The sequence below is a fragment of the Pseudomonas sp. YQ_6 genome, assembly GCF_043103245.1.
GTDB lineage: Bacteria > Pseudomonadota > Gammaproteobacteria > Pseudomonadales > Pseudomonadaceae > Aquipseudomonas > Aquipseudomonas alloputida.
On record NZ_JBICJR010000027.1, the window covers coordinates 64581 to 78048 of the forward strand.

10 protein-coding genes are annotated in these 13468 nt (G+C 60.4%); 9 read left to right on the forward strand and 1 reads right to left on the reverse strand.

Annotated elements, in window-relative coordinates:
- Nucleotides 1–102: 102 nt before the first annotated feature.
- The gene (gene gltA / locus ACF8FG_RS08405; protein ID WP_003254218.1) at nt 103–1392 is read right to left on the reverse strand and encodes a citrate synthase; all 1290 of its coding nucleotides are present in this window, start codon (nt 1390–1392) and stop codon (nt 103–105) included.
- Between the two features lie 352 nt (nt 1393–1744).
- Here gltA and sdhC point away from each other — a divergent pair, with 352 nt between their 5' ends.
- From sdhC to sucD, 9 genes are all read left to right on the forward strand, one after another.
- Nucleotides 1745–2131 (forward strand): succinate dehydrogenase, cytochrome b556 subunit, encoded by a 387-nt coding sequence (gene sdhC, locus ACF8FG_RS08410; RefSeq protein ID WP_008091902.1) that lies wholly within the window; start codon nt 1745–1747, stop codon nt 2129–2131.
- Entirely contained in the window at nt 2125–2493 is a 369-nt protein-coding gene (gene sdhD / locus ACF8FG_RS08415; RefSeq protein ID WP_003254214.1) for a succinate dehydrogenase, hydrophobic membrane anchor protein, read from the forward strand. The genes sdhC and sdhD overlap by 7 nt, the downstream gene beginning before the upstream one ends.
- Before the next feature lie 3 nt (nt 2494–2496).
- On the forward strand, nt 2497–4269 hold the full coding sequence (gene sdhA, locus ACF8FG_RS08420; RefSeq protein ID WP_003254213.1) for a succinate dehydrogenase flavoprotein subunit: 1773 nt from the start codon (nt 2497–2499) through the stop codon (nt 4267–4269).
- Nucleotides 4270–4280: 11 nt separating this feature from the next.
- Nucleotides 4281–4985, forward strand: a complete 705-nt coding sequence (locus tag ACF8FG_RS08425; RefSeq protein WP_003254212.1) for a succinate dehydrogenase iron-sulfur subunit — start codon at nt 4281–4283, stop codon at nt 4983–4985.
- 246 nt (nt 4986–5231) lie between these two features.
- The gene (locus ACF8FG_RS08430; protein WP_010954951.1) at nt 5232–8063 is read left to right on the forward strand and encodes a 2-oxoglutarate dehydrogenase E1 component; all 2832 of its coding nucleotides are present in this window, start codon (nt 5232–5234) and stop codon (nt 8061–8063) included.
- Nucleotides 8064–8105: 42 nt separating this feature from the next.
- Nucleotides 8106–9329, forward strand: a complete 1224-nt coding sequence (gene odhB / locus ACF8FG_RS08435) for a 2-oxoglutarate dehydrogenase complex dihydrolipoyllysine-residue succinyltransferase (RefSeq protein WP_003254209.1) — start codon at nt 8106–8108, stop codon at nt 9327–9329.
- A 93-nt stretch (nt 9330–9422) separates the two neighbouring features.
- Nucleotides 9423–10859: a dihydrolipoyl dehydrogenase gene (lpdA, locus tag ACF8FG_RS08440; RefSeq protein ID WP_010954949.1), complete on the forward strand. Its 1437-nt coding sequence runs from the start codon at nt 9423–9425 to the stop codon at nt 10857–10859.
- A gap of 171 nt (nt 10860–11030) precedes the next feature.
- Entirely contained in the window at nt 11031–12197 is a 1167-nt protein-coding gene (gene sucC / locus ACF8FG_RS08445) for an ADP-forming succinate--CoA ligase subunit beta (RefSeq protein ID WP_003254205.1), read from the forward strand.
- Nucleotides 12197–13081, forward strand: coding sequence for a succinate--CoA ligase subunit alpha (gene sucD / locus ACF8FG_RS08450; protein ID WP_003254203.1), 885 nt, complete (start codon nt 12197–12199; stop codon nt 13079–13081). The genes sucC and sucD overlap by 1 nt, the downstream gene beginning before the upstream one ends.
- Nucleotides 13082–13468 lie beyond the last annotated feature (387 nt).

Sequence of the window (13468 nt, forward strand, 5' to 3'; positions counted from 1 at the left end):
TGTGCAGTACCTGTGGGAGCGGGCAAGCCCGCGAAGAGGCCGGCACAGGACAAATAAAAAAGGCTGCCCGAGGGCAGCCTTCTTGCGTTCGGCTACTGCAGCTTACTTGCGGTCTTTCAGAGCAACGATGTCGCGCTTCTGCTCGCCGGTGTACAGCTGGCGCGGACGGCCGATCTTGTACGGGCTGGAGAGCATTTCTTTCCAGTGCGAGATCCAGCCCACGGTACGTGCCAGGGCGAAGATCACGGTGAACATGCTGGTCGGAATGCCGATCGCCTTGAGGATGATCCCCGAGTAGAAGTCGACGTTCGGGTACAGCGAGCGCTCGATGAAGTAAGGATCGGTCAGGGCGATCTCTTCCAGGCGCATGGCCAGTTCCAGCTGCGGGTCGTTCTTGATGCCCAGCTCGCGCAGGACTTCGTCGCAGGTCTGCTTCATCACGGTGGCGCGCGGGTCGCGGTTCTTGTACACGCGGTGACCGAAGCCCATCAGCTTGAACGGGTCGTTCTTGTCCTTGGCCTTGGCGATGAATTTGTCGATGTTCGAGACATCGCCGATTTCATCCAGCATGGTCAGTACGGCTTCGTTCGCACCGCCGTGGGCCGGGCCCCACAGTGCGGCGATACCGGCGGCGATGCAAGCGAACGGGTTGGCACCCGACGAGCCTGCCAGGCGAACGGTGGAGGTGGAGGCGTTCTGCTCGTGGTCGGCATGGAGGATGAAGATCCGGTCCATTGCCTTGGCCAGCACCGGGCTGATCGGTTTGATCTCGCACGGGGTGTTGAACATCATGTGCAGGAAGTTTTCCGCGTACGACAGGTCGTTGCGCGGGTACATCATCGGCTGGCCCATGGAGTACTTGTAAACCATCGCAGCCAGGGTCGGCATCTTGGCGACCAGGCGCACCGCGGAAATTTCGCGGTGTTGCGGGTTATTGATGTCCAGGGAGTCGTGATAGAACGCCGACAGGGCGCCGACTACGCCGCACATCACCGCCATCGGGTGAGCGTCGCGACGGAAGCCGTTGAAGAAGGACTTCAGCTGCTCGTGAACCATGGTGTGGTTCTTGACGGTGCTGACGAACTGGGCCTTCTGCTCGGCATTCGGCAGTTCGCCATTGAGCAGCAGGTAGCAGGTTTCGAGGTAGTCGGACTGTTCGGCGAGTTGCTCGATCGGGTAGCCGCGGTGCAGCAGGATACCTTTGTCGCCGTCAATATAGGTGATCTTCGACTCGCACGAGGCAGTCGCCATGAAACCTGGGTCGAAGGTGAAGTGACCAGTGGCCCCTAACCCGCGGACGTCGATTACATCAGGACCAACGGTGCCGGTTAAAATGGGCAGCTCGACGGGGGCAGCGCCCTCGATGACCAACTGCGCTTTTTTGTCAGCCATGTGGCCTCCTATTAATGCTTGAAATCATCAGACAGACCCCCCACGCAGGGCCCGCACCACTATAGAGGGATAAATTCAGATGTCAATTTGCCTAAAGGCTTGTTGAATCAGGCATTCAAGCCTGATTTTTCCCGAAATTCTCGCCCATTTACGCCTTTTGTTCATTAAAGGCAATGCGCTATTTGGGCTACCCCGTCACGTTGTCATAAGCAGCCTAACTGTCTATACTCGGCACCCGACCGCCAGGGGCTTGCAAGCCCGAACTGCTGGGGGTCGCCGTTCCCTGGGTGGTGGGTACCTGACCAGTACACTTACCAACAACTTTGCCCTGATTCGCTAGGGGCTCTTCAGTGTGAAAAAAGCCGTGAAAAGCCAACGACCTGTAAACCTAGACCTAAGGACCATCAAGCTCCCTGTCACTGCGTACACGTCCATCCTGCACCGTATCTCCGGCGTCATCCTGTTCATCGGCCTTGCCATCATGCTTTATGCACTGGGCAAGTCGCTGGGTTCCGAGGAAGGCTTCGGTGAGGTGAAGGCGTGTCTGACCAGCCCGCTGGCCAAGTTCGTGACCTGGGGTCTGCTGTCCGCCCTGCTTTATCACCTCGTGGCAGGTGTTCGTCACCTGATCATGGACATGGGTATCGGTGAGACGCTGGAAGGCGGCAAGCTGGGCTCGAAAATCGTGATCGTCATCTCCGTGGTGCTGATCGTTCTGGTGGGAGTTTGGGTATGGTAACCAATGTCACGAACCTGTCGCGTTCGGGCCTCTATGACTGGATGGCGCAGCGCGTTTCTGCGGTCGTTCTCGCGGCTTACTTCCTCTTCCTGATCGGCTACGTGGTCGCCCACCCAGGCATCGACTACACCCAGTGGCATGGTCTGTTCTCCAACAACGCGATGCGGATCTTCAGTCTGCTGGCCCTCGTTGCCCTGGGCGCTCACGCCTGGGTCGGCATGTGGACCATTGCAACCGACTACCTGACGCCTATGTCGTTCGGCAAGTCGGCAACTGCGATTCGTTTCCTGTTCCAGGCGGTATGCGGCGTTGCGATGTTCGCTTACTTCGTCTGGGGTGTGCAGATTCTCTGGGGTATCTGATCCATGGCTAGCATTCCAACCATTTCCTTCGACGCCATCATCATCGGTGGCGGCGGCGCCGGCATGCGCGCAGCGCTGCAACTGGCTCAAGGCGGCCACAAGACTGCCGTAGTCACCAAGGTCTTCCCGACCCGTTCGCACACCGTATCCGCCCAGGGCGGCATCACCTGCGCCATCGCTTCGGCCGACCCGAACGACGACTGGCGCTGGCACATGTACGATACCGTCAAGGGTTCCGACTACATCGGTGACCAGGACGCTATCGAATACATGTGTCAGGAAGGCCCGGCTGCGGTCTTCGAACTGGACCACATGGGTCTGCCGTTCTCGCGCACCGAAACCGGTCGCATCTACCAGCGCCCGTTCGGTGGTCAATCCAAGGACTTCGGTAAAGGTGGCCAGGCCGCCCGTACCTGTGCCGCTTCCGACCGTACCGGTCACGCGCTGCTGCACACCCTGTACCAGGGCAACCTGAAAGCGGGTACCACATTCCTCAACGAGTACTATGCAGTTGACCTGGTGAAAAACCAGGACGGCGCATTCGTGGGTGTGATCGCCATCTGCATCGAAACTGGCGAAACCCTGTACATCAAGTCCAAGGCAACCGTGCTGGCCACTGGCGGTGCGGGCCGTATCTATGCGTCCACCACCAACGCCCTGATCAACACCGGTGACGGTATCGGCATGGCCCTGCGTGCAGGCGTGCCGGTGCAGGACATCGAAATGTGGCAGTTCCACCCGACCGGTATCGCCGGCGCCGGTGTACTGGTCACCGAGGGTTGCCGCGGTGAAGGTGGCTACCTGATCAACGCCCACGGCGAGCGCTTCATGGAGCGTTACGCGCCGAACGCCAAAGACCTGGCCGGCCGCGACGTGGTTGCCCGTTCCATGGTCAAGGAAATCATCGCCGGCAACGGCGTGGGCCCGAACAAGGACCACGTACTGCTGAAGCTGGACCACCTGGGCGAGGAAGTGCTGCACAGCCGCCTGCCAGGTATCTGCGAGCTGTCCAAGACCTTCGCCCACGTTGACCCTGTGGTCGCACCGGTGCCGGTCGTGCCGACCTGCCACTACATGATGGGCGGCGTTGCCACCAACATTCATGGCCAGGCCATCACCATGGACGCCGACGGCCAGGATCACATCATCCCGGGCCTGTTCGCCGTAGGTGAAGTGGCGTGCGTATCGGTTCACGGTGCCAACCGCCTGGGCGGCAACTCGCTGCTCGACCTGGTGGTGTTCGGCCGTGCTGCCGGCCTGCACCTGGAGAAGGCGCTGAGCGAAGGCGTGGAATACCGCGACGCCAGCGACACCGACGTCGATGTTGCCCTGAACCGCCTGAACAAGCTCAACGAGCGTACCAGCGGTGAAGACGTTGCCAGCCTGAAGCGTGAGCTGCAGAGCTGCATGCAGAACTACTTCGGTGTATTCCGTACTGGCGAATACATGCAGAAGGGTATCGAGCAATTGGCCGGTCTGCGTGACCGTATCGCCAACGTCAAGATCAACGACAAGTCCCAGGCCTTCAACACCGCGCGTATCGAAGCGCTGGAGCTGCAGAACCTGCTGGAAGTTGCCGAAGCTACCGCCATCGCGGCGGAAGCCCGTAAAGAGTCCCGCGGCGCTCACGCCCGTGAAGACTTCGAAGACCGTGACGACGAAAACTGGCTGTGCCACACCCTGTACTACCCGGGTGAGAAGCGCGTTGCCAAGCGCGGCGTCAACTTTGCGCCGAAGACTGTTCCAGCCTTCGAACCAAAAGTCCGGACTTACTAAGGGTGGCTGCTATGTTGAAAGTCGAAGTTTATCGTTACAACCCGGACACCGACTCGGCGCCAAAAATGGAGTCGTTCGACGTCGATACCGGCGGCAAGGACCTGATGGTGCTGGATGTATTGGCACTGATCAAGGAAAAGGACGAGGGTTTCTCGTACCGTCGCTCCTGCCGTGAAGGCGTTTGCGGTTCCGATGGCATGAACATGAACGGCAAGAACGGCCTGGCCTGCATCACCCCGCTGTCGGCGGTGGTGAAGGGCGGCAAGCTGGTTCTGCGTCCTCTGCCAGGCCTGCCGGTCATTCGTGACCTGGTGGTCGATATGAGCATCTTCTACAAGCAGTACGAGAAGGTGAAGCCGTTCCTGCAGAACGACACTCCGGCCCCGGCCATCGAGCGCCTGCAGTCGCCGGAAGACCGTGACAAGCTGGACGGCCTGTACGAGTGCATCCTGTGCGCTTGCTGCTCGACTTCCTGCCCGTCGTTCTGGTGGAACCCGGACAAGTTCCTGGGCCCGGCAGCCTTGCTGCAAGCCTACCGCTTCCTTGCCGACAGCCGCGATACCAAGACTCAGGAGCGCCTGGCGTCCCTGGATGACCCGTTCAGCGTATTCCGCTGCCGCGGGATCATGAACTGCGTAAACGTTTGCCCGAAAGGTCTGAACCCGACCAAGGCAATCGGTCACGTACGTAACATGCTGCTGCAAAGCGGCACCTGATACAAAGCGTTGTACCTGCAGTAAGCCGAGGTGCGGGTGGTGAGCCCGCACTGAGGTAAAACCCGAACAAGGGCCCACAAAGCCCGCGTTCATTACCTATGAAGATATGAGACCAGCAGGGGCTTTCCGGGCTGGTACCCGGAAAATCAGCAGGATCCAGGTGGCGTGGTTCAGTCGCTGTTTTCGGACTTTTCCAGGTTTGCTGTGGCTCTCGCCGATCAGTCCCCTAATCGAGGGTGACCAAGCATGCAAGAAAGCGTGATGCAGCGCATGTGGGATAGCGCCCACCTTTCAGGTGGTAACGCTGCATATGTGGAAGAGCTCTACGAGCTCTACCTGCACGACCCTAACGCTGTGCCAGAAGAGTGGCGCACTTACTTCCAGAAGTTGCCAGCCGACGGCAGCACCGCTACTGATGTATCGCACTCGACAATCCGCGACCATTTCGTACTGCTGGCAAAGAACCAGCGCCGCGCCCAACCGGTTTCCGCCGGGAGCGTGAGCAGTGAACACGAGAAGAAGCAGGTTGAAGTTCTGCGACTGATCCAGGCCTATCGTATGCGCGGCCATCAGGCTGCCAAGCTCGACCCGTTGGGGTTGTGGCAGCGCCCTGCGCCCGTAGACCTGTCGATCAATCACTACGGCTTGACCAATGCCGATCTTGATACGACCTTCCGTGCCGGCGACCTGTTCATCGGCAAAGAGGAGGCGAGCCTACGCGACATCTTCGATGCACTCCAGAAGACATATTGTCGCACCATTGGCGCCGAATTCACCCACATCGTCGATTCCGAGCAGCGCAGCTGGTTCCAGCAGCGGCTGGAAAGCGTGCGCGGCCGTCCGGAGTATTCCGCTGACGTGCAGGCCCACCTGCTCGAGCGCGTAACCGCCGGTGAGGGCCTGGAAAAGTACCTGGGCACCAAGTACCCGGGCACCAAGCGTTTCGGCCTTGAAGGCGGCGAGAGCCTGATTCCGATGCTGGATGAAATGATCCAGCGTTCCGGCTCTTACGGCGCCAAGGAGGTCGTGATCGGCATGGCCCACCGTGGCCGCCTGAACGTGCTGGTGAACACCTTCGGCAAGAACCCGCGCGAGCTGTTCGACGAGTTCGAAGGCAAGAAGATGAACGAGCTGGGCTCCGGTGACGTGAAGTATCACCAGGGCTTCTCCTCGAACGTGATGACCCCGGGTGGCGAAGTGCACCTGGCCATGGCGTTCAACCCGTCCCACCTGGAAATCGTTTCGCCGGTGGTCGAGGGTTCGGTGCGCGCCCGTCAGGACCGCCGCAACGACACCGTTGGCGACAAGGTGGTGCCGATCTCGATCCACGGCGACGCTGCGTTCGCTGGCCAGGGCGTGGTCATGGAAACCTTCCAGATGTCGCAGACCCGCGGTTTCAAGACCGGCGGTACCGTGCACATCGTGATCAACAACCAGGTTGGTTTCACCATCAGCAACCCGCTGGATGCGCGCTCCACCGAGTACGCGACCGACGTTGCCAAGATGATCCAGGCACCGATCCTGCACGTGAACGGCGATGACCCGGAAGCCGTGCTGTTCGTCACCCAGCTGGCCATCGACTACCGCATGCAGTTCAAGCGTGACGTGGTCATCGACCTGGTCTGCTACCGTCGCCGTGGCCACAACGAGGCTGACGAGCCTAACGGCACCCAGCCGCTGATGTACCAGCAAATCAGCAAGCAGCGCACTACCCGTGAGCTGTATGCCGAGCAGCTGATCCAGGCCGGTCGCATCGACGCCGAGCGCGCTCAGGCCAAGATCGACGAGTACCGCAACGCGCTGGACAATGGCCTGCACGTGGTGAAGAGCCTGGTCAAGGAGCCGAACCGCGAGCTGTTCGTCGACTGGCGTCCGTACCTGGGCCATGCCTGGACCGCGCGTCACGACACCCGCTTCGACCTCAAGACCCTGCAGGATCTGTCGGCCAAGCTGCTCGAGCTGCCGGAAGGTTTCGTGGTCCAGCGTCAGGTGTCGAAGATCTACGAAGACCGTCAGAAGATGCAGGCCGGTGGCTTGCCGATCAACTGGGGTTATGCAGAGACCATGGCTTACGCCACCCTGCAGTTCGAAGGTCACCCGATCCGCATGACCGGCCAGGACATCGGCCGTGGCACCTTCTCGCACCGTCACGCGGTGCTGCACAACCAGAAGGACGCCAGCACCTACATTCCGTTGCAGAACCTGTTCCCAGGCCAGCCACGTTTCGATCTGTACGATTCGTTCCTGTCCGAGGAGGCGGTACTGGCCTTCGAATACGGCTACTCCACCACCATGCCGAACGCGCTGGTGATCTGGGAAGCCCAGTTCGGCGACTTCGCCAACGGTGCGCAAGTGGTGATCGACCAGTTCATCACCAGTGGTGAGCACAAGTGGGGCCGTCTGTGTGGCCTGACCATGCTGCTGCCACACGGCTATGAAGGGCAGGGGCCGGAGCACTCCTCCGCGCGTCTGGAGCGTTACCTGCAGCTGTGCGCCGAGCACAACATCCAGGTCTGCGTACCGACGACGCCGGCACAGATTTACCACCTGCTGCGTCGCCAGGTCATTCGCCCGCTGCGCAAGCCGCTGGTCGTCCTGACGCCGAAGTCGCTGCTGCGCCACAAGCTGGCCATTTCGACCCTGGAAGACCTGGCAGAAGGCTCGTTCCAGACCGTGATCCCGGAAATCGACGCAATCGATCCGGCCAAGGTCGAGCGTCTGGTGCTGTGCAGCGGCAAGGTCTACTACGACCTGCTGGAAAAACGCCGTGCCGAAGGCCGCGAAGACATTGCCATCCTGCGTATCGAGCAGCTGTATCCGTTCCCTGAGGACGATCTGGTCGAAATCCTCGCCCCTTACACCAACCTCAAGCATGCGGTCTGGTGTCAGGAAGAGCCGATGAACCAGGGCGCCTGGTACAGCAGCCAGCACCACATGCGCCGTATCCTGGGCCGCCACAACAAGGCACTGGTCCTGGAATACGCCGGTCGCGATGCTTCTGCCGCGCCAGCCTGTGGTTACGCTTCGAAGCACGCCGAACAGCAGGAAAAACTGCTGCAAGACGCCTTCACTGTCTAACGCCTTCGCGCACCTGAAACCGAATTTAAGGAAACACAGATAATGGCTATCGAGATCAAAGCCCCAACCTTCCCGGAATCGGTTGCCGATGGCACCGTTGCTACCTGGCACAAGAAGCCGGGCGAAGCCGTCAAGCGTGACGAGCTGATCGTCGACATCGAGACTGACAAGGTTGTCCTGGAAGTACTGGCTACTGCCGATGGCGTGCTGGGCGACATCGTCAAGGGCGAGGGCGACACCGTCCTGTCCGACGAATTGCTGGGTTCGATCGTTGAGGGCGGTGCTGCCGCTGCGCCTGCCGCGGCCGCCGCGCCTGCAGCTGCTCCGGCCGCTGCTAGCGCTGACGCCGGCGAAGATGACCCGATCGCTGCCCCGGCCGCACGCAAGCTGGCTGAAGAAAACGGCATCGACCTGGCTACTGTGGCAGGCACCGGTAAAGGCGGTCGCGTCACCAAGGAAGACGTGGTTGCTGCTGTTGCCAACAAGAAGTCGGCACCAGCCGCTGCCCCGGCTGCCAAGCCTGCCGCTGCTGCCGCTGCCCCGGTTGTCGTCGCCGCTGGCGACCGTACCGAGAAGCGTGTGCCGATGACCCGCCTGCGTGCCAAGATCGCCGAGCGCCTGGTCGAAGCCCAGTCGAACATGGCGATGCTGACCACCTTCAACGAAGTGGACATGACCGAAGTCATGGCCCTGCGTTCGAAGTACAAGGACCTGTTCGAGAAGACCCACAATGGCGTGCGCCTGGGCTTCATGTCGTTCTTCGTCAAGGCTGCTACCGAAGCGCTGAAACGCTTCCCGGCTGTCAACGCCTCGATCGACGGCAACGACATCGTCTACCACGGCTTCGCCGACGTCGGTGTTGCCGTGTCCAGCGACCGTGGCCTGGTGGTGCCGGTGCTGCGTAACGCCGAGTCGATGAGCCTGGCTGAAATCGAGAACGGCATCGCTACCTTCGGCAAGAAGGCCCGTGACGGCAAACTGTCCATCGAAGAGATGACCGGTGGTACCTTCACCATCACCAACGGTGGCACCTTCGGTTCGATGATGTCGACCCCGATCGTCAACCCGCCGCAGGCCGCCATTCTCGGCATGCACAACATCATCCAGCGCCCGATGGCCATCAATGGCCAAGTGGTGATTCGCCCGATGATGTACCTGGCGCTGTCGTACGATCACCGCCTGATCGACGGCAAGGAAGCGGTAACCTTCCTGGTCACTATCAAGAACCTGCTGGAAGATCCGTCCCGCCTGCTGCTGGACATCTAACCCTCTGGCTGCGTACCGTGCCGGGCCTGGCTTCGCAAGAAGCCAGGCCGCGCGGTTCGCGGCTTGTAGCTTGTAGCTGATAAGGAATCTTTTATGACCCAGAAATTCGACGTAGTGGTAATCGGTGCAGGCCCAGGCGGCTATGTGGCTGCCATCAAGGCTGCCCAACTTGGTCTGAAGACTGCCTGTATCGAGAAGTACACCGACGCCGAGGGCAAACTGGCCCTGGGCGGCACCTGCCTGAACGTAGGTTGCATTCCTTCCAAGGCGCTGTTGGACAGCTCCTGGAAGTACAAGGAAGCCAAAGAGAGCTTCAACGTCCACGGTATCTCCACTGGCGAAGTGAAGATGGACGTCGCCGCGATGGTTGGCCGCAAGGCCGGTATCGTCAAGAACCTGACCGGTGGCGTTGCCACCCTGTTCAAGGCCAACGGCGTCACTTCGATCCAGGGCCACGGCAAGCTGCTGGCCGGCAAGAAAGTCGAAGTCACCAAGGCTGACGGCACCACCGAAGTCATCGAAGCCGAGAACGTGATCCTGGCTTCCGGCTCGCGCCCGATCGACATTCCGCCGGCCCCGGTCGACCAGAACGTCATCGTCGACTCCACCGGCGCCCTGGAATTCCAGGCCGTACCGAAGCGCCTGGGCGTTATCGGTGCAGGCGTGATCGGCCTGGAGCTGGGCTCGGTATGGGCTCGCCTGGGTGCTGAAGTGACCGTCCTTGAAGCCCTGGACACCTTCCTGATGGCTGCCGACACCGCCGTGTCGAAAGAAGCCCAGAAGACCCTGACCAAGCAAGGCCTGGACATCAAGCTGGGCGCTCGCGTCACCGGCTCGAAAGTCAACGGCAATGAAGTCGAAGTGACCTACACCAACGCCGAAGGCGAGCAGAAGATCACCTTCGACAAGCTGATTGTTGCAGTCGGCCGTCGCCCGGTGACTACCGATCTGCTGGCTTCCGACAGCGGCGTGACCATCGACGAGCGTGGCTACATCTTCGTCGACGATTACTGCGCCACCAGCGTTCCGGGCGTGTACGCCATTGGTGACGTGGTACGCGGCATGATGCTGGCCCACAAGGCTTCGGAAGAGGGCATCATGGTCGTCGAGCGCATCAAGGGCCACAAGGCCCAGATGAACTACGACCTGATCCCTTCGGTCATCTACACCCACCCGGAAATCGCGTGGGTCGGCAAGACCGAACAGGCCTTGAAGGCCGAGGGCGTTGAGGTTAACGTGGGCACCTTCCCGTTCGCGGCCAGCGGCCGTGCGATGGCTGCCAACGACACCGGTGGTTTCGTCAAGGTCATCGCCGATGCCAAGACCGACCGCGTTCTGGGTGTTCACGTGATTGGCCCATCGGCTGCCGAACTGGTGCAGCAGGGCGCAATCGCAATGGAATTCGGCACCAGTGCCGAGGATCTGGGCATGATGGTCTTCAGCCATCCAACCCTGTCCGAAGCGTTGCATGAAGCAGCGCTGGCGGTGAATGGCGGCGCCATTCACGTGGCCAACCGTAAGAAGCGTTAATTATAAGAAACCACGGCGGGCTGCCCGTCGTGAGTCTTGCGTGCATGACTCACCGCGGAAAGTCCGCCGGACCGGATCACACGGGAAACCCGGGGTCAACGGTCACAGGTGGTGCGGCGCCACTGATGGCGCAGCGCCGAAGCGCAGTACCTAACGAAGACGGTAAAAAGCATGAATCTTCACGAGTATCAGGGTAAGCAGCTGTTCGCTGAGTACGGCCTGCCAGTTTCCAAGGGTTTCGCAGTCGATACCCCTGAGCAAGCTGCAGAAGCCTGCGACAAGATCGGCGGGAACGAGTGGGTTGTAAAAGCCCAGGTTCACGCGGGTGGTCGCGGTAAAGCGGGCGGCGTAAAGCTGGTTCGCAGCAAGGAAGACGCCAAGGCGTTCGCTGCACAGTGGTTGGGCAAGAATCTGGTCACCTACCAGACCGATGCCAACGGTCAACCCGTCTCCAAGATTCTGGTCGAATCCTGCACTGACATCGCCAAAGAGCTGTACCTGGGCGCTGTAGTCGATCGTTCGAGCCGCCGTATCGTGTTCATGGCTTCCACCGAAGGTGGCGTGGACATCGAGAAAGTCGCTCACGAAACGCCTGAGAAAATCCTCAAGGCCACCATCGACCCACTGGTCGGCGCTCAGCCGTTCCAGGGTCGCGAGCTGGCTTTCCAGCTGGGCCTGGAAGGCAAGCAAGTTCAACAGTTTGCCAAGATCTTCGTTGGCCTGGCCAAGCTGTTCAAGGATCATGACCTGGCGCTGCTGGAAGTGAACCCGCTGGTGATCAAGGCCGATGGCGACCTGCACTGCCTCGATGCCAAGATCAACATCGACGCCAACGCCATGTACCGTCAGCCGAAGCTGAAAACCTTCCACGACCCGTCGCAGGACGACGCCCGTGAAGCCCACGCTGCCAAGTTCGAACTGAACTACGTTGCCCTTGAAGGCAACATCGGCTGCATGGTCAACGGTGCCGGCCTGGCCATGGGTACCATGGACATCGTCAACCTGCACGGCGGCAAGCCGGCCAACTTCCTCGACGTTGGCGGCGGTGCTACCAAAGAGCGCGTTACCGAAGCGTTCAAGATCATTCTGTCCGACAGCAATGTCGCGGCCGTTCTGGTCAACATCTTCGGCGGCATCGTTCGCTGCGACATGATTGCCGAAGGCATCATCGGTGCGGTGAAAGAAGTCGGCGTAAAAGTTCCGGTCGTCGTTCGCCTCGAAGGCAACAACGCCGAACTGGGCGCTAAAGTACTGGCAGAAAGCGGTTTGAACATCATTGCGGCAACCAGCCTGACCGACGCTGCTCAACAAGTTGTCAAAGCTGCGGAGGGCAAGTAATGAGCGTCCTGATCAATAAAGATACCAAAGTCATCTGCCAGGGCTTCACCGGCTCGCAGGGTACTTTCCACTCCGAACAGGCCATTGCCTACGGCACCAAGATGGTCGGCGGCGTAACCCCAGGCAAGGGTGGCACCACCCACCTGGGCCTGCCGGTGTTCAACACCGTCAAGGAAGCCGTGGAAGCTACCGGCGCTGACGCTTCGGTCATCTACGTACCGGCTCCGTTCTGCAAAGACTCGATCCTGGAAGCTGCCTTTGGCGGCATCAAGCTGATCGTCTGCATCACCGAAGGCATTCCTACCCTGGACATGCTGGATGCCAAGGTCAAGTGCGACGAGCTGGGCGTGACCCTGATCGGCCCTAACTGCCCAGGTGTCATCACCCCGGGCGAGTGCAAGATCGGCATCATGCCAGGCCACATCCACTTGCCAGGCAAGGTCGGTATCGTTTCGCGTTCCGGCACCCTGACCTACGAAGCTGTGAAGCAGACCACCGACGCCGGCTTCGGCCAGTCGACCTGCGTCGGCATCGGCGGTGACCCGATCCCGGGCTCCAACTTCATCGACATCCTGAAGCTGTTCCAGGAAGACCCGAAGACCGAAGCGATCGTGATGATCGGTGAGATCGGCGGTTCGGCTGAAGAAGAAGCTGCGGCCTACATCAAGGCCCACGTCACCAAGCCTGTCGTTTCCTACATCGCCGGTGTTACTGCACCTGCGGGCAAGCGCATGGGCCACGCTGGCGCCATCATCTCCGGCGGCAAGGGCACTGCGGACGAGAAGTTCGCCGCCCTGCAGGACGCGGGTGTGAAAACCGTGCGTTCCCTGGCTGACATCGGCAAGGCCCTGGCCGAGCTGACTGGCTGGGAAGCCAAGAAGTAATACTGCTACACCCCCCACGCGCACAGAGGCCACCTTCGGGTGGCCTTTGTCGTATGTGGGGTTCGTAGGAGCGGGTTTACCCGCGAAGAGGCCGGTGCTGGCAATAGAGATTCTTCGATAGGTTTGATAGGAATTTTCACGCAGACGAATGTTTCAATCCGAGGATAATACCTGCCGTCCTCGGTCACACAGACGACAAACATGTACGCACATCGGACAAGCAGCACTGTGCCAGTGCGTTTGACTGACAAACCAGTTACATTACGCGTTCACTCTGTGCCCGTACCCCAAAAGGGAACGACACGCTAAACGGGTCTGGCCTATCAAGCCGGGCAGCATTTCCCCTTACCCAAAGGGAAATCCCCTCTCGAATCCCGATTTCAGCAG

Bases quoted from the DNA above. Each gene is read 5' to 3' on its own strand.
- gltA (WP_003254218.1), bottom strand. From the start codon at position 1,392: ATGGCTGACAAAAAAGCGCAGTTGGTCATCGAGGGCGCTGCCCCCGTC.
- sdhD (WP_003254214.1), top strand. From the start codon at position 2,125: ATGGTAACCAATGTCACGAACCTGTCGCGTTCGGGCCTCTATGACTGG.
- sdhA (WP_003254213.1), top strand. From the start codon at position 2,497: ATGGCTAGCATTCCAACCATTTCCTTCGACGCCATCATCATCGGTGGC.
- ACF8FG_RS08425 (WP_003254212.1), top strand. From the start codon at position 4,281: ATGTTGAAAGTCGAAGTTTATCGTTACAACCCGGACACCGACTCGGCG.
- ACF8FG_RS08430 (WP_010954951.1), top strand. From the start codon at position 5,232: ATGCAAGAAAGCGTGATGCAGCGCATGTGGGATAGCGCCCACCTTTCA.
- odhB (WP_003254209.1), top strand. From the start codon at position 8,106: ATGGCTATCGAGATCAAAGCCCCAACCTTCCCGGAATCGGTTGCCGAT.
- lpdA (WP_010954949.1), top strand. From the start codon at position 9,423: ATGACCCAGAAATTCGACGTAGTGGTAATCGGTGCAGGCCCAGGCGGC.
- sucC (WP_003254205.1), top strand. From the start codon at position 11,031: ATGAATCTTCACGAGTATCAGGGTAAGCAGCTGTTCGCTGAGTACGGC.
- sucD (WP_003254203.1), top strand. From the start codon at position 12,197: ATGAGCGTCCTGATCAATAAAGATACCAAAGTCATCTGCCAGGGCTTC.